The sequence below is a fragment of the Coleofasciculus sp. FACHB-1120 genome, assembly GCF_014698845.1.
Taxonomy (GTDB): Bacteria; Cyanobacteriota; Cyanobacteriia; order Cyanobacteriales; family FACHB-T130; genus FACHB-T130.
Genome location: NZ_JACJTV010000001.1, coordinates 73666 through 88284, shown reverse-complemented (window position 1 = coordinate 88284; position 14619 = coordinate 73666). Strand labels below are relative to the sequence as shown.

Sequence of the window (14619 nt, the reverse complement as noted above, 5' to 3'; positions counted from 1 at the left end):
TCAGCCAGGACAATTGCAGGTATTAGTTGTATAGCATCTTTGGCGACTTCCTCTCTTCTTTCCGTTTCTGTCGTAACAGTCTCCATCGTCTCGACATTCTAATTTTTCCTCACAAATGGTATCGCGCGGAAAAACTCCGACATCTTTTACAGAAACTTCCGCTGTAAAAGTGCCTTGTTCAATTATTCTTTCTCCTTCTTTAATTTCATACTCAAACTTATTTTCGCCTTCTAAAACTGCAAAAGTACGAGTTTGATGGCTATTTCCCAAACTCAAATCAACGCCTTGAGAATATTGCCCTTCACTGTAACCTCTGCTCGTGTAAGGATAAGGATTACTCTTCATGCCCTGAGTCACGTTTCGGATTGTCACTTTCCTCTTCGGTGCGGGTGGAGTTGATTTGGAAACAAACTGAGCTTTTCTAGTGCCCGGATTCATCACAGTTCCCGGACATTGCCCGACATATTCAACTCGCTTAAATTGAATTTCATTGACATCGAAATTATTGCCGTTACTTACCAGGAACTCAGCCCCGCTTGCATTCGCCCGATTCACAAAAACTACAACCAGCACGAAAGCCGCAATGATTAGAAAGGCAGTTTTTTTGATTACAATCTGTAACGCGGAAAAGCTTTTGAGTTTCATAATTCTTCTTAGTACCACTACAACAGGCTTCTTTATCCTTCCTAGGAGGTAGATGAGGTTTAATACTTCCGATAGAAGATTATCGAATATTTTTAGTGTCGTTGATTAACCATTAATTGTTTCCCGATTTGTACAGCGGCTTGTCGCTTCTCCCAGCAACTGAATCAGGTAAAGCAGTTAGCCTCAGCCGCCAGAGAAGTAAATTGGACAACTTCCTGGCGATCGCTCAAAAGATTTTCTTAAAATCTCTTAAAAATTGACACTTTAAAGAGAAAAATGTAAAAATAGATACAGAAATAATTTAGACCGTTCACCACTGACTGAGTATTCATAGCCGTCAGTGGCTCTGGGGAATAGAAGTAAAGCGCGATCGCGAAGCAGCGTGCCTTGCTTAGTAACAAATACTCAGGAAACTCAATCGGAGGCGAAACTTATGAAACTCTCTTATCGCGGCGTCAGCTACGAAAAAACTTCACCCACGCTGGAAGTAACCGAAAGCGAGATTGTGGGTAAGTATCGGGGACAGACTTACAACGTTGCATATCCCAGACATATCGCAGTTCCCGATGCGATTGTTAACTTGAACTATCGGGGAGTCCCCTACTTCATCGGCAAAACCGGCTCGACTAGGGATGCTCTAGAGAGGCAAATCTCATGTGAAGGGATGGCACCTCTAGGCGATCGGAAATTGCCAACTGATACAACTCGTCGAAAAGTGTTGGATAACGCGGCTAAAAGTCACTTAGCGAATATCCACCGCAGCCTGGAACATCGGATACAGGTTGCTAAAGCCAAAGGTGATGAAAATCTAATTCGTCTTCTAGAAGCAGAGTCGAAGCAACTGACGTTGTGCCTCTAGGAGTTTCCGGAATATCTGGCTGTGCTTGCGGTTGAGTCAGCAGTAACTGCTGACTCAACCGCAAAGAGTGAAGGAGCGCACTCCTCCCCCTTTAGGTGTAAAATTTTATCTAAGCACGAAATCTTCAAAGCTGAAGACGACGGATTCCTGGTTTATAAAGCTACGGGGGCGATAGAGAGCGATCGCCCTTTTTTTATGGGAATGTATCCTGCCAGATAAACCGTTACGGGTAAGGGTAGTTGCAGCGAATCCTACAAATTTTATTCCATTTTTTCACAATAATTAATAAAGTTGATCTGCGAGTTAAGTAGTAGCGCCATACCTTGTGTTGACTTCTAACTATCGAGGGCAAAAGCGTGTGAATCGCATCCTCCCGATTGAGAACACAAAAGCGATGCGATAAAAGCGCTACCGCCCCCAAAATTTTGCTGAGATTAGGAGACTTGAAAATGCTTGAATCTTATCGTCAACACGTCGCTGAAAGGGCGGCACTCGGAATTCCACCACTGCCGTTGGATGCCCAACAGACTTCTCAATTGTGTGAATTGCTGAAAAATCCTCCCACGGGTGAAGAAGAGACATTGTTGGAATTGCTGCGCGATCGCATTCCTCCAGGCGTCGATCCAGCTGCTTACGTGAAAGCTGGCTTTCTCACCGCTGTCGCCAAAGGCGAAACCATTAGCCCTCTAGTTACCCCCATCTACGCAGTAGAACTGCTGGGAACAATGGTAGGCGGCTACAACGTGCAATCGTTGATAGATTTACTCAAATCTGACGATGAACAATTGGCTGCCTCCGCAGCAACAGCTTTAAGCAAAATCATGCTGGTGTATGATGCCTTCCACGATGTCTTGGAATTGTCCGAGACGAATTCCTATGCCAAGCAAGTCATTGACGCTTGGGCGGCGGCGGAGTGGTTTACAAGTCGCCCCACCTTGCCAGAAGCGATTACCGTCACCGTGTTTAAGGTGCCCGGAGAGACGAACACCGACGATTTATCTCCCGCAACCCATGCCACAACCCGCCCAGATATTCCCTTGCACGCCTTGGCAATGCTGGAATCTCGGCAACCGGGAAGTTTGGAAACGATTGTCGAGTTAAAGAAAAAAGGACATCCCGTGGCGTATGTCGGCGATGTCGTGGGAACGGGTTCTTCCCGCAAATCTGCGATTAACTCCGTGTTGTGGCACATTGGCAACGATATCCCCTTCGTACCAAATAAACGGGCTGGGGGATATGTATTAGGGAGTGCGATCGCGCCGATTTTCTTCAACACCGCCGAAGATGCAGGTGCATTGCCCATCCAGTGCGATGTCACCCAGATGGAAACCGGCATGGTAATCACCATTTATCCTTATAAAGGTGAAATTACCAACGAATCTGGCGAAGTAATCTCCACCTTCAGCCTCAAACCCGACACCATCACCGACGAAGTACGCGCAGGCGGACGTATTCCCCTCCTGATTGGGCGTACCCTCACCGATAAAACCCGAATTGCCCTCGGATTAGTAGAACCCAGCCCAATCTTCATCCGTCCTCGCCCACCCATCGATACCGGCAAAGGATTTACTCTAGCGCAGAAAATGGTCGGGAAAGCCTGCGGACTCAATGGTGTGCGTCCCGGCACTTCCTGCGAACCGCTGATGACAACGGTTGGTTCTCAGGATACAACAGGACCCATGACCCGCGACGAGTTAAAAGAACTCGCCTGTCTCGGCTTCAGTGCAGATTTGGTGATGCAGAGTTTCTGCCACACCGCCGCTTACCCGAAGCCCGTTGACATCAAAACCCATCACGAACTGCCCGATTTCTTTGCTTCTCGTAGCGGCGTGGCCTTACGACCCGGCGATGGCATTATCCATTCTTGGCTGAATCGGATGCTGCTACCCGATACCGTAGGAACGGGCGGCGACTCCCACACCCGTTTCCCCTTGGGAATTTCCTTCCCCGCCGGTTCCGGCTTAGTTGCTTTTGCAGCTGCTTTGGGCGTGATGCCTTTAGATATGCCAGAATCCGTCTTAGTGCGGTTCAAAGGCGAGTTGCAACCCGGTGTGACGCTTCGGGATATTGTGAACGCGATTCCCTACGTAGCAATTCAAAAAGGTTTGCTAACAGCAGAGAAGCAGAACAAGAAAAACATCTTCTCCGGGCGAATCATGGAAATTGAAGGCTTGCCAAATTTAAAAGTTGAGCAAGCTTTTGAACTTACCGACGCCAGTGCCGAACGTTCTTGTGCAGGCTGCACAATTAAGTTAAGTATCGAGACAGTTTCTGAATATCTGCGTTCCAACGTAGCGCTGATGAAAAATATGGTAGCGCGGGGTTATCAAGATGCCCGTACCATCATGCGCCGCGTTGCAAAAATGGAAGAATGGTTGGCAAATCCCGTATTAATGGAAGCCGATTCAGATGCAGAATATGCGGAAATTATCGAGATTGACTTGAACCAAATCAAGGAACCAATCGTCGCCGCACCAAATGACCCGGATAATGTTAAGTTGCTGTCCGAGGTTCAGAATGACCCTGTGCAGGAAGTATTCGTCGGTTCTTGCATGACGAATATCGGTCATTATCGCGCCACTGCGAAGGTACTGGAAGGGGAAGCAGCAGTTAAAACTCGCCTCTGGATTTGTCCTCCAACCCGCATGGATGAACACCAACTCAAGGAAGAAGGTGTTTATAGCGTATTTGATGCAGCAGGTGCGCGTACAGAAATGCCGGGATGTAGTCTCTGTATGGGAAATCAGGCGCGTGTGGATGACGGTACAACCGTATTTTCTACTTCCACTCGCAACTTCAATAATCGCATGGGTAAAGATGCGCGAGTTTATCTCGGTTCTGCCGAATTAGCTGCTGTTTGTGCGATGTTAGGACGCATTCCCACAGTGCAAGAATATATGGAAATTGTTGGGAAGAAAATTCATCCTTTTGCTGGTGATTTGTATCGCTATCTCAACTTCGACCAGATCGCTAATTTTGAGGATGAAGGTCGCGTAATTTCCCTGGAAGATATGCCCAAGATTGAGGATATTTTGGGTATTCCCTCCGGTGCGTTGCGCTAGTTCATAATGAAGGTAGGGTGGGAATTGCCCACCCTACTTTCCAATATTGAAGATGAAGCTTAAAGATGCTATTGGAATTAAAGCGATTTAATATCCCGCCTGGTCATAAAGTTTTTCTAGAAGATATAACCTGGCAAGAATTTGAAACCATCTTAGAAGAGTTAGGCGAACATCGTGCGTCAAGAGTAGCTTATGACAATGGAATATTAGAAATCATGACACCCTTGTCAGAGCATGAAACCAATAAACTGTTTATCAGCAACTTTATTGAAATTATTCTAGAAGAACTAGATATTGATTTTTATCCTCTTGGTTCTACTACTTTTAAAAACCGGGATATGCTGAAAGGGATAGAACCCGATAACTGTTTTTATATTCAAAATGAAGCAGCAGTACGAGGAAAAGAAAAATTAGACTTATCCATCGACCCACCTCCAGATTTAGCCTTAGAGATAGATATAACTTCTCGCACTCATCCGAGTATTTATGAAGCTTTAGGAGTGCCTGAGCTTTGGCGATTTGAAAATGGTAAGTTACAAATTAATATATTACAAGAGCAAAAATATACTGAGTCAGAGTTTAGTCTAATTTTCCCTAATTTACCACTGATTGAGGTGATTCCCCAATATTTAAGTCAGGTTAAGGGTGTTGGTAGGAATAAGACAATGAGAGCTTTTAGAAATTGGATAAGAGAACAAATTGCAGCATCGTAAAATTTCAGTCTCAACTTACACAAATACTTGTTTTTGAGGTAAAGGTTGCCTAATTGCGCCGGAAGAAATGCCCCGAATTGAAGATATATAGGAATTTAAACTGGTGCGTTACGCTAGTGCCTGATGACGGACGATCGCCAGTATAAAAAAACCACCAGGGTCTCAAGTATAAGCTATGGCGAACCAGAAAGCACATCTTCAAGGTTGCTAATTTCATTAGCAATAAGCTCAGGTTATTGCTAATCAATACAGACAAATTCGCTCAAAACACGAAAACCTGTTGGTTAACACCTTGACAGGGCTACTATGCAATTATTCAAATAACTAGAGGAACTAAATCGTGTCATACATTCAAATACCTGGTCTACCAGGGTATGGTGTCCATCTCAGCCAAATCCAGGAGGGTGAGATAAACTTGCCCATTACGGTTCCCATAAATAGCGGTAGTAGTATTTCAAGGTATCCGTGTAAGAAAAAAACTTACACGGTTAAATTGGGCGGATTAACAAAGGATAAGATCGCTAAATTGGAGCAGTATCAGAGCAACGGGGTGAAATGGAAGAACATTTTTTCAGGGCTTGAGGGTGACATTATTCTTCAGAAAGTAAAATCATCAGCTCTGATAACAGTGAACAATCAGCAGATTGCTGACTCCACCACCCTTGTGTATGAAACTGTGAAGATGTTTATTTAATGTTGGTGCGCTAAGTCAATGATGATGCAGATGCGATTGCATCTTGATTTCAAAAGTGCGATCGCATCCTCCGCCTATCACCAAAAAACCTAACCCCCAACCCCCTTCCCTACAAGGGAAGGGGGCTTCCGGCTCCCCTCTCCGAAGCGGAGAGGGGTTGGGGGAGAGGTCAGCCACAATCAAACATACCAATATATCTTCATACTTAGTCGATGAATAACTCAACACCCCAGCATCCTTCATCACCGAGAAAAGAGGGAACTCGCAATATTGTTATTGGACAAAATGTAGCCTCACCTAAAATGGAACGTGCCAAAGAACTTCGCAAACAAATGACAGCGGAAGAAAAAATTCTTTGGCAATATCTTCGTGCTAATCGATTGAATGGTTTCCACTTCCGCCGCCAGCAGATTATTAATGGATTTATTGTAGATTTCTACTGTCACGCTGTCGGATTGGTCGTAGAAGTAGATGGAGAAATTCACGAACTACAAGCTGAATATGATGCAGAACGCGACAAAATTTTGTCAGCCAGAGGATTGCGTTTATTACGAATTAAGAATGAAGAAGTAAGACAGAATGTTGATAAAGTTTTGATGCGTATTTCTACTTGTTGCAAAAACAGCTAGCCTCCTAGACCCCTTCCCTTACATTTTTTTTCTGTCTTTGTATGAAACCCCTAGCCCCTTCCCTTATAGAGAATAGGCTAGGGGTTTGATCTTGTATTCGATTCAAGGGAGAACCACGATATCCTTTGATTTTGAGATGTTAGGTTTCCGCGTCGTCGAAACGGATGATGTCATCTTCTCCAAGGTATTCTCCATTTTGGACTTCAATCATCACTAAAGGAATACACCCTGGATTTTCAACCCGGTGAGCTGTAGACATCGGCACGTAGGTTGACTGTTTTTGAATTAAGGTTGTCTCTTTACCATCACAAATCACTTTGGCGGTGCCAGATACAACGATCCAGTGTTCGCTGCGGTGATAGTGCATTTGGGTGCTAATGTGATGACCTGGGTTGAGTTCAATGCGATTAATCCGGTAGCGTTGCCCTTCTTCTAAAACGGTGACTGTGCCCCAAGGTCGTATCCGCATTGTGTCACTATCTTCAGGTAAGGGCAGAATCGAAGCCTGCCCCTCATTTTGGTTGCTATTCATCCCTGCTTGTCTCCGAAGATTCGCATCTCAATTTTGCCGCATTTTTGAAAGTTCCTCTGCACTAATTATCGGTAGGACAATATATCGAGGGTGCTAGTAGCTGGTAGCGGCATCCGAAGCGTGCAAGCAGGCATCCTGCGGTTCCGATGAGATTTCTACGGCTTCTCTCCGCTTGTTTTTGCCACAATTGATTTAGTTGCAGCAGCTTACAAACATGGCACAAACACAACAAAGCACGATGGAAACTGCCCAACGTGCATTTGGGCACTTCACTCAGGGGATGGGAACTGGCGAGTGGGACCCGTTCCTAGAGATGCTTGCGGACGACTTTAGCTTCTGGTTTCCGGTGGGGCAATATCAGGGGGAAAATGTTGGTAAAGCACGGGCAGATGCTTTCTTTAAGTATGCGTCTGAAGCTTTCAACAATGAGCTGGCGGTGACGCTAGATGGCGTTACCAGTAACGAGACGACTGTTGTGTTTGAGATTCGCTCTCAAGGGCATCTGCGGGGGAAGCCTTATCAGAACCGAGGGGCGATCGCTTTCGATGTTTGCAGCGACAAGATTTGTCGTTACCGCGAGTATCTTTCGGTCGTGGTTCAGCCCAAGGTAGAATCGCACCCAGATCAGTCTCAGCCGATTGGCTAGCTGTGTGATTTATATCACTCAGCAATTAGCGGCTTATCACCTTTACCTAAACCTGCGATCGCATGATTATCTAGGGTATCGTCACATTTTTTACAGTGGTTAATCACTTAGTAAACCGGGCAAAAGCGTGATATTAGAAGTATCGAGTTAATGTCCGTAAGATGCCTGTTCAAATCTGCCCTCTCGACTCTGCGATCGCTGAACTATTTGCTCAAGCTACCTACTCTGGTAGTATCACTCTGGCTGACCGATATGGGTTGATGGCTGCACTGTTGCAAGATGCAATCAGCGAAGAAGACAAGCGAGCAATTGACCGCCTACTTTATGCTGTCCGTAAGAACCGGCTGAAAGTTGTAGATGAAATTTCTGCCCTAATATAAATAGTGTTGCTGATTGAAAGTTTCTATTACTTTATTATTGATTCTTTTATTATTTTGCTGCGTTTTAATTTTGGAAATATACAAAATTGAATATTTAGAGAAAATATTCAATTTTACAAGCAATTTTTACAAACTAAAAAAAATTATATTATAAAAATATTAATTGGATATTTATCTATAAACTTCATGATAATTAATTTTATAGTAATCCTATTGGATGTGCGAAATGCTAACCCTTCGACTTTCCGACTTTTCTAATAAAGTCGAGAATTTTTCTATTCACAAATTATTTAGAACGATGGTACTCTGTTTTGTGTTTTTAACCTACTAAGCAAAACAATTCCTAAGTATTATGAATTTAAATTTATGGCATTAAGATGCGAATATGCTGCCATGATTCATCAAATTACGTCTTTTCAACTCCTTTTATCTTTCAACAACTACCGCCAAAATTCAATTGTTTTGAGGCTTTGCTTCCCAATCAAGAAGCCGGGGAATCTGCGACAAGTGTACGCCGTAATTAAAAATCCAAAGAACAATTTCTAGCACTAATAATCTCTGTATCCAGATTGTTCCACTCTCACACTTCAGAAGCGTCAATCCACTATACAATTGCCAAACGCGATAAGGAAGGTATAAGCAAGGAACCATCACGAACGTACAGGATTGAAAGCGTCTCGTTGTCACACTTTCGGATAAGATTTGTAACCCCAAAATGACAAAGTACGGCACCAGTACCTGAAATACACTGGGATGATTCCACCAGACGCCCCACAGAACCATTGCTACCAGAGGAAGCGCCACTCCCACTAGCAGTACAACCAATAACCACGCTCTAAACCAAGGCGGAAGTGGTTGAGGAATCGTGAAGGGAGGTGAATGTCTCCAAAGCCAACCCGCAAAGACAAGAAAAGACGTAACAATTACTAGGAAAAGGAGGTTTTCTAAAAGAATATTCATGTCGGTAGATGCGGCTGTCTGTAACATAGGATTAAAAAAGAATTTCGGCAGTATAGCGCACGATTAAAATGGCTATAGTGTATGAGCTAAAAAAGACACAGTAGAGTAGGGGATTGTCAACATGTCTAAAGAAAGCGCGTGTCAATTTTTGGAAGCTGCTACCTACGATCCAGGTTTACGCGAAAAGTTCCAAGAAGCAGCCAGTCCAGAGGAATTCGTAAAAGTTGCTCGTGAATTAGGCTATGCCTTAACCACTGAAGAATTGAAGGATGTCGTCAAAGAACATAGTGAAGGTGTCATCTTGAGAAGGCAGACGGGCGTTTGGCCTTGGCTGCGGAGGGTTAACTGGATTTAGTGTATTATGAACTAGCTAATGGTTAAAAGCTATTGTGAGCTTAGCTATTAGAGTTTAGGGTGGGCAATGCCCACCCTAATTTATACAGGTTCAGAGCAAAATTGAATCTATTACACAATCAACAATTTTTTTATAGATATAGTGAGGAAATCACTTATTTTATACCTTATGTAGCAACCACGGCAGATTACTAGAACAGAACTTTTACACTTGTTTCAGATAGCGATCGCTTTTATATATATTTTTTTCGAGTTACGATAGTGTGCTATTTAACACATAAATCGTAAGAATTTACAGGGAGAGGCAGAGCAAATGCACTTTCTTTGCTTGCATGCCTAAAATTTTTTAACTAAATTTTTTCTAATTTGCTCTAGTCAGTTGCCAGGTTCCGAGGTTAAGATTGACGCTAATAATCACACACTTTTATAAGCCTATACAGTATAAACACTTATGAATTCTCCAGACAATAAAGATAACGAACTTCAACGCAGGGAACGAGAGCTTCAGGAGCGAAAAAGAGCTAATCGACTCCGAGAGATAGAGGCAGAAATTAATCAACCGCCGTTGCATCAAACTACTAAGCATCAAGACTCTCAGCGTTCACCCCAGCCGTGGTACAAAAAACTGGCGAACGTTGGAAAGTTTGTAGCCATCGTTGTTACCATCGTTGTCAGCATTCAGCTAGTGGGAACCCTTTCCTATGTGATTATATTTGGGGCAGTGGGTTGGGTTGCTTACAAACTCTTTTTTGAGGGCGATCGCTCCAAATAAGAAGGTAGAATTTTTACTTCGTCTGTACGAAGAATTATGTTCTAAATTTTAGAGGATTTCACGCGATCGCACTATGAAAGTAAAACAGCGATCGGGCATTCACACTAAACAGTAAGCTGTTGAGCATCTCGATACATCTGGCGTAGACCGTACCCTATCTAGTGTTTGTGCGTCAGCCTTGAACTTCTCATGCCCTTACATTTAAAACTACCTGCCAAAGAATAAAGGACGAAGATAAAATTTTATCCTTCGTCCTTTATTTTTCATGCTTCACTCAGGGGCGTTTTGCTGTTGTGGAGGGGCGTTTTCATTTTGGGCAATTGTCTCCTGAATTCTGGGAGTTAACAGGAACTTTTTCGTTTCTGTGAGCAAGCGATCGCCCCAAAGATTTTCTTGGAGAAATTTTACATCGGCATAGCGACTGTCTAACCGAATCGCAGCCTCTCCCAAAGACAAACCCTGTTCGCGATCGCCCTTCGCATACAGCGCTACCGCCATTGCCAACCGGGGTTCTGCCGCCTCCTTATCGAGAGAGCTAGCGGAACGCCACTCACCGAGCGCTCCGTCCACATCGCCCATTTCGTACTTAACTAGCCCAATATTATTAATGGCAGGCCAGAATTTCTTTTCCTTCGCGACCGCCTTTTGATATTGAGCGATCGCATCTGGAAACCGATTCAATTTATAGTAGGCATTGCCTAAATCAAACAAAGCTTCCGGGACATCAGGTTTGATCTTTAACCCAGCTTGCAAAACACTAACAGCTTCCTGATACTTTTCCTGCTGAAAGTGCCCACTTCCCAGAGCAAATAGAATCCCCGGTTCGTTGGGTTGAAGGGTTCTCGCGCGTTGCAAGGCATCAATGGCATTATTTACCTCCTGCGCTTGCAAAAACAAACTCCCCAGTAAAAACCAGGTTTGATAACTGCTGGGAGCCAGCTGAGTCGCCAATCGCGCTCTGGGCAATGCTAGATCGTATTGTTGGAATCGCGCTAGCTGAGCCGCATCTTGTGCCAGATTCAAGCCCTGCTGCTCTAGCTCTTTTGACTCCATTTGTAGCGTATAGGGCACGAGTGCTTGCCCGGAGGCGGGGAGAGCAACGCTCCCTAAACCAAGGAAAACAAGAAGTGGGAATATCGAAAAACGTTTAGGCACGGTGCAGCCTCAAAGAAATAAGCGAAGAAATGTTTAGCAACCTTACCAATAATTTAACTGACCCTAGCAGAAATCGAGAGCAAAGCTACACGTCAATTTGGGGATCGTTATAACGGATTGACGGGAAACACGAAACAAGGTTCAATCCGTCAGGAAGTTCAAACTCGCTAAAATAGGGAAAGAATAAGCAACTTGCTGTAGATCGATACAGGTGAGTGTGACTCCTTGGTGCTAAAGCTGAATCCCATCGTCATTAAAATTACCCTCATTAAGCAATCTGTTCATTCGTACTACCGGATTTAAAGACTACGCGAATGCAACTTCCACTAATAAGCAAAGTCAAGAACCCTTCTCAGTGGGTCATTGGGCTGATAGCGTCTAGCATCTTGGTAGTTGGCTCTACCACTTATTTCATCCTGGGTCGGGCAACACCCAAACTAGATATCGAGAGCCTGACCGTACCCGTTAAATCGCAAACCTTGAAAGTACGGATTACCGCTAGCGGTACCGTCGTGCCCGTTCAAAGCGTTAATCTCAGCCCTCCCACATCTGGGCGTTTGGCAAAGTTATACGTCGAGCAGGGAGATAGAGTACAGCAAGGGCAAAAAATCGCCCAAATGGAGAATTCCCAGCTTCAGGCTCAATTTTTTCAAGCCAAAGCCAATCTAGAGCAAGCTCAAGCCAAACTGCAACAAGCACAAGCGGGGAGCCGTCCCGAAGAAATCAATCAGGCAAAAGCCCGTCTAGAGCAAGCGAAAGCCCGTTTAGCCGCGGCGCGGGTGGGTCGTCCCGAAGAAGTTGCCCAATTCAAAGCCCGTCTGGATCAAGCCGAAGCGAATTTAGCATCGGTGCAAATTGGTCGTCCCGAAGAAATTGCCCAGACCGAAGCTCAAATCTCTGCTGCTGAAGCGCGGGTAGAGTTGGCACAAAAACGAGCCAATCGCAATCAACAGCTCGCTTCTCAAGGAGCCATTTCTAAAGACCAGTTGGATGAGGTGTTGACAGAGTACCGCAATGCCAGCGCCAACCTCAGAGAAGCCCAACGACGGCTAGAGCAACTCAAAAATAGCACCCGCCAAGAAATCCAGCAGCGTCAAGCGGCGGTCGCAGAAGCACGATCTGCCTTGCAGCAAAGCCAAAAGGGTGGTCGAAGCGAGGAAATTTCTCAGCGCGAAGCGGATGTTGCAGAAGCGCAGGCGGCTCTACGACAGTTAGAAAATGGGACGCGCCGAGAGGAGATTGCTGGGTTAAAAGCAGCATCGGACGCCGCCAGAGCTTCGATGCAGGCGGTGCAAGTCCAGCTCTCTGATACGGTAATCGTTGCTCCCTTTTCGGGGATTGTGACGCAGAAATACGCGACAGAAGGGGCTTTCGTCACCCCCACAACTTCTGCTTCCAGTACGGCTTCCGCTACCTCAACTTCGATTGTTGCTATTGCCAGAGATTTAGAAATTCTGGCGAAAGTCCCAGAGGTGGATGTTGGGCAGATTACCCAGGGACAGGCGGTTGAGATCGTGGCAGATGCTTATCCTGACCAGGTGTTTAAAGGTAAGGTCAAGCTGATTGCGCCAGAAGCGGTGGTCGAGCAAAACGTCACGTCGTTTCAGGTGCGGGTCGCCCTGGAAACGGGTAAGGAACAACTGCGGTCGGGGATGAATGTTGACCTGACTTTTTTGGGGAAACCGGCGAATAATGCCTTGGTTGTTCCCACTGTGGCAATTGTCACTGAGAAAGGGAAAACGGGTGTGTTAGTTCCTGACGAAGAGAACAAACCCCAGTTTAAAGCGGTGACGATTGGCCCATCGATTGAAAACCAAACGCAGATTTTAGATGGTATCAAAGAAGGCGATCGCGTATTCATTGATTTGCCCAAAGATCGCAAACCCAAGCCAGAGGAGTAAAGACAGTTGGTAATGGGTAATGGCTAATTAGTCATTGGTCACGCTTCTGATTACCCATTCCCGATTACCCATTACCGATTACCGAATATGGATATTGTAGAAAGCGTCAAAATGGCTGCCACGACCCTGGTAGCAAACAAACTGCGTAGCAGTCTCACCATGCTGGGCATTATGATTGGCAATGCCTCGGTGATTGCGATGGTGGGAATCGGACAGGGAGCGCAAAGGCTAGCGTCGGAGCAGTTTGAGTCGTTGGGGCCAAACGTGCTGTTTGTGGTTCCCGGTTCTCAGAAAACTCGGAATACGACCTTTGAGGTGCCGAAAACGCTAGTTCTAGAAGATGCCAGAGCGATCGCAACTCAGGTGCCTTCCGTCCAAGATGTCGCGCCCCAAATCAACTCCAGACAATTAGTTACCTTCCGCAGCAAAAACACGACAACTCTGGTTCTCGGTACAACGCCTGAGTATCTCTCAGCTAGAAGCTTTGATGTCGATCGAGGACGATTTATCACCGATCTCGATATTAAACGGAGTAACCAAATTGTCATCTTGGGGTCGGAATTAGCCAATAAATTGTTTGACAATCAAGATCCCGTCGGGCAACAACTGCGGATTAAAAATATCAGCTTTCAAGTTGTTGGCGTGATGAAAACCAAAGGTTCCGCACTCGGAGACAATCCGGATGAAACGGCTTATGTACCCATCACTACCCTAGCGAATCGGATTGTGGGAAATACGTCTCCCTATGGTCTGGAAGTGACAGCCATTTCTATCTCTGCCAAAGATGAAGATAGCATCGGAGCCGCTCAGTTTCAGGTAGCAAATCTGCTGCGGCTACGGCACAAAATCAACGGTGAAGATGACTTTACAGTTCGCAGCCAAAAAGACCTTTTGGGCATTGTGAACACGATTACTAGCGGCTTGACATTCATGTTAGCTGCGATCGCGGGGATTTCCCTCTTTGTTGGCGGCATTGGCGTGATGAACATTATGCTCGTCTCCGTCACCGAACGTACCCAAGAAATCGGACTTCGTAAGGCAATTGGCGCACGAGAGCAAGATATCCTGATTCAATTCATCATCGAAGCCGTGATTCTCTCAGCGGCGGGTGGCTTATTAGGCACTCTGATTGGCGTTGGCGGGATCTCGCTCGTCAGCGCTTTCACCCCTCTGAAAGCTGGCATTTCACCCGTGGCAATTGTTATTGCTGTCAGTGTTTCTGGTGGGATTGGGCTATTCTTTGGCGTCGTCCCGGCGCGACGAGCCGCTAAACTCGATCCAATTGTGGCTTTGCGGAGTGCTTAAAATGCACGAACA

General features: G+C 45.4%; 15 protein-coding genes. 11 read left to right on the top strand and 4 right to left on the bottom strand.

Annotated features, from left to right (window positions below; genetic code table 11):
• Positions 1-645 (bottom strand): hypothetical protein, encoded by a 645-nt coding sequence (locus tag H6H02_RS00450; protein ID WP_190813587.1) that lies wholly within the window; start codon positions 643-645, stop codon positions 1-3.
• A 433-nt stretch (positions 646-1078) separates the two neighbouring features.
• Here H6H02_RS00450 and H6H02_RS00445 point away from each other — a divergent pair, with 433 nt between their 5' ends.
• The 5 genes from H6H02_RS00445 (at position 1079) to H6H02_RS00425 (ending at position 6602) form a co-directional block, all read left to right on the top strand.
• Positions 1079-1504 (top strand): DUF4278 domain-containing protein, encoded by a 426-nt coding sequence (locus tag H6H02_RS00445; protein WP_190813585.1) that lies wholly within the window; start codon positions 1079-1081, stop codon positions 1502-1504.
• A gap of 449 nt (positions 1505-1953) precedes the next feature.
• Positions 1954-4566 (top strand): bifunctional aconitate hydratase 2/2-methylisocitrate dehydratase, encoded by a 2613-nt coding sequence (gene acnB / locus H6H02_RS00440; RefSeq protein WP_190813583.1) that lies wholly within the window; start codon positions 1954-1956, stop codon positions 4564-4566.
• A gap of 65 nt (positions 4567-4631) precedes the next feature.
• Entirely contained in the window at positions 4632-5279 is a 648-nt protein-coding gene (locus H6H02_RS00435; RefSeq protein WP_190813581.1) for a Uma2 family endonuclease, read from the top strand.
• A 340-nt stretch (positions 5280-5619) separates the two neighbouring features.
• Positions 5620-5973, top strand: coding sequence for a hypothetical protein (locus H6H02_RS00430; RefSeq protein WP_190813579.1), 354 nt, complete (start codon positions 5620-5622; stop codon positions 5971-5973).
• A 212-nt stretch (positions 5974-6185) separates the two neighbouring features.
• Positions 6186-6602, top strand: a complete 417-nt coding sequence (locus tag H6H02_RS00425; RefSeq protein WP_190813577.1) for an endonuclease domain-containing protein — start codon at positions 6186-6188, stop codon at positions 6600-6602.
• A gap of 139 nt (positions 6603-6741) precedes the next feature.
• Here the strand turns inward: H6H02_RS00425 and H6H02_RS00420 are convergent, their stop codons facing one another.
• A complete protein-coding gene (locus tag H6H02_RS00420; protein WP_190413787.1) occupies positions 6742-7071 on the bottom strand; it encodes a phosphomannose isomerase type II C-terminal cupin domain in 330 nt (109 codons plus the stop codon).
• A gap of 277 nt (positions 7072-7348) precedes the next feature.
• On the opposite strand from H6H02_RS00420, the gene H6H02_RS00415 reads away from it, so the two are divergent.
• Positions 7349-7780: a nuclear transport factor 2 family protein gene (locus H6H02_RS00415; protein ID WP_190813575.1), complete on the top strand. Its 432-nt coding sequence runs from the start codon at positions 7349-7351 to the stop codon at positions 7778-7780.
• A gap of 161 nt (positions 7781-7941) precedes the next feature.
• On the top strand, positions 7942-8160 hold the full coding sequence (locus H6H02_RS00410; protein ID WP_190813573.1) for a hypothetical protein: 219 nt from the start codon (positions 7942-7944) through the stop codon (positions 8158-8160).
• A gap of 453 nt (positions 8161-8613) precedes the next feature.
• Here the strand turns inward: H6H02_RS00410 and H6H02_RS00405 are convergent, their stop codons facing one another.
• Positions 8614-9147, bottom strand: coding sequence for a hypothetical protein (locus H6H02_RS00405; protein ID WP_190813571.1), 534 nt, complete (start codon positions 9145-9147; stop codon positions 8614-8616).
• A 94-nt stretch (positions 9148-9241) separates the two neighbouring features.
• Between H6H02_RS00405 and H6H02_RS00400 the strand changes: the two genes are divergently transcribed.
• Together H6H02_RS00400 and H6H02_RS00395 are read left to right on the top strand one after the other, a co-directional pair.
• Entirely contained in the window at positions 9242-9475 is a 234-nt protein-coding gene (locus tag H6H02_RS00400) for a Nif11-like leader peptide family natural product precursor (RefSeq protein WP_190813570.1), read from the top strand.
• A 450-nt stretch (positions 9476-9925) separates the two neighbouring features.
• Entirely contained in the window at positions 9926-10246 is a 321-nt protein-coding gene (locus H6H02_RS00395; RefSeq protein ID WP_190813568.1) for a hypothetical protein, read from the top strand.
• A gap of 270 nt (positions 10247-10516) precedes the next feature.
• On the opposite strand, the gene H6H02_RS00390 is transcribed toward H6H02_RS00395, so the two are convergent.
• Positions 10517-11401: a tetratricopeptide repeat protein gene (locus tag H6H02_RS00390; protein WP_347342553.1), complete on the bottom strand. Its 885-nt coding sequence runs from the start codon at positions 11399-11401 to the stop codon at positions 10517-10519.
• Between the two features lie 314 nt (positions 11402-11715).
• Between H6H02_RS00390 and H6H02_RS00385 the strand changes: the two genes are divergently transcribed.
• Both H6H02_RS00385 and H6H02_RS00380 read left to right on the top strand, forming a co-directional pair.
• The gene (locus H6H02_RS00385; protein ID WP_190813565.1) at positions 11716-13302 is read left to right on the top strand and encodes an efflux RND transporter periplasmic adaptor subunit; all 1587 of its coding nucleotides are present in this window, start codon (positions 11716-11718) and stop codon (positions 13300-13302) included.
• Positions 13303-13389: 87 nt separating this feature from the next.
• Complete coding sequence (locus H6H02_RS00380) at positions 13390-14607, top strand: ABC transporter permease (RefSeq protein WP_190813563.1); 1218 nt, start codon at positions 13390-13392, stop codon at positions 14605-14607.
• Positions 14608-14619 lie beyond the last annotated feature (12 nt).

Excerpts from the sequence above, each read along its gene's own strand:
- H6H02_RS00450 (WP_190813587.1), bottom strand. The coding sequence starts at position 645 with ATGAAACTCAAAAGCTTTTCCGCGTTACAGATTGTAATCAAAAAAACT.
- H6H02_RS00445 (WP_190813585.1), top strand. The coding sequence starts at position 1,079 with ATGAAACTCTCTTATCGCGGCGTCAGCTACGAAAAAACTTCACCCACG.
- acnB (WP_190813583.1), top strand. The coding sequence starts at position 1,954 with ATGCTTGAATCTTATCGTCAACACGTCGCTGAAAGGGCGGCACTCGGA.
- H6H02_RS00435 (WP_190813581.1), top strand. The coding sequence starts at position 4,632 with ATGCTATTGGAATTAAAGCGATTTAATATCCCGCCTGGTCATAAAGTT.
- H6H02_RS00425 (WP_190813577.1), top strand. The coding sequence starts at position 6,186 with ATGAATAACTCAACACCCCAGCATCCTTCATCACCGAGAAAAGAGGGA.
- H6H02_RS00420 (WP_190413787.1), bottom strand. The coding sequence starts at position 7,071 with ATGCGGATACGACCTTGGGGCACAGTCACCGTTTTAGAAGAAGGGCAA.
- H6H02_RS00415 (WP_190813575.1), top strand. The coding sequence starts at position 7,349 with ATGGCACAAACACAACAAAGCACGATGGAAACTGCCCAACGTGCATTT.
- H6H02_RS00410 (WP_190813573.1), top strand. The coding sequence starts at position 7,942 with ATGCCTGTTCAAATCTGCCCTCTCGACTCTGCGATCGCTGAACTATTT.
- H6H02_RS00405 (WP_190813571.1), bottom strand. The coding sequence starts at position 9,147 with ATGTTACAGACAGCCGCATCTACCGACATGAATATTCTTTTAGAAAAC.
- H6H02_RS00400 (WP_190813570.1), top strand. The coding sequence starts at position 9,242 with ATGTCTAAAGAAAGCGCGTGTCAATTTTTGGAAGCTGCTACCTACGAT.
- H6H02_RS00395 (WP_190813568.1), top strand. The coding sequence starts at position 9,926 with ATGAATTCTCCAGACAATAAAGATAACGAACTTCAACGCAGGGAACGA.
- H6H02_RS00385 (WP_190813565.1), top strand. The coding sequence starts at position 11,716 with ATGCAACTTCCACTAATAAGCAAAGTCAAGAACCCTTCTCAGTGGGTC.
- H6H02_RS00380 (WP_190813563.1), top strand. The coding sequence starts at position 13,390 with ATGGATATTGTAGAAAGCGTCAAAATGGCTGCCACGACCCTGGTAGCA.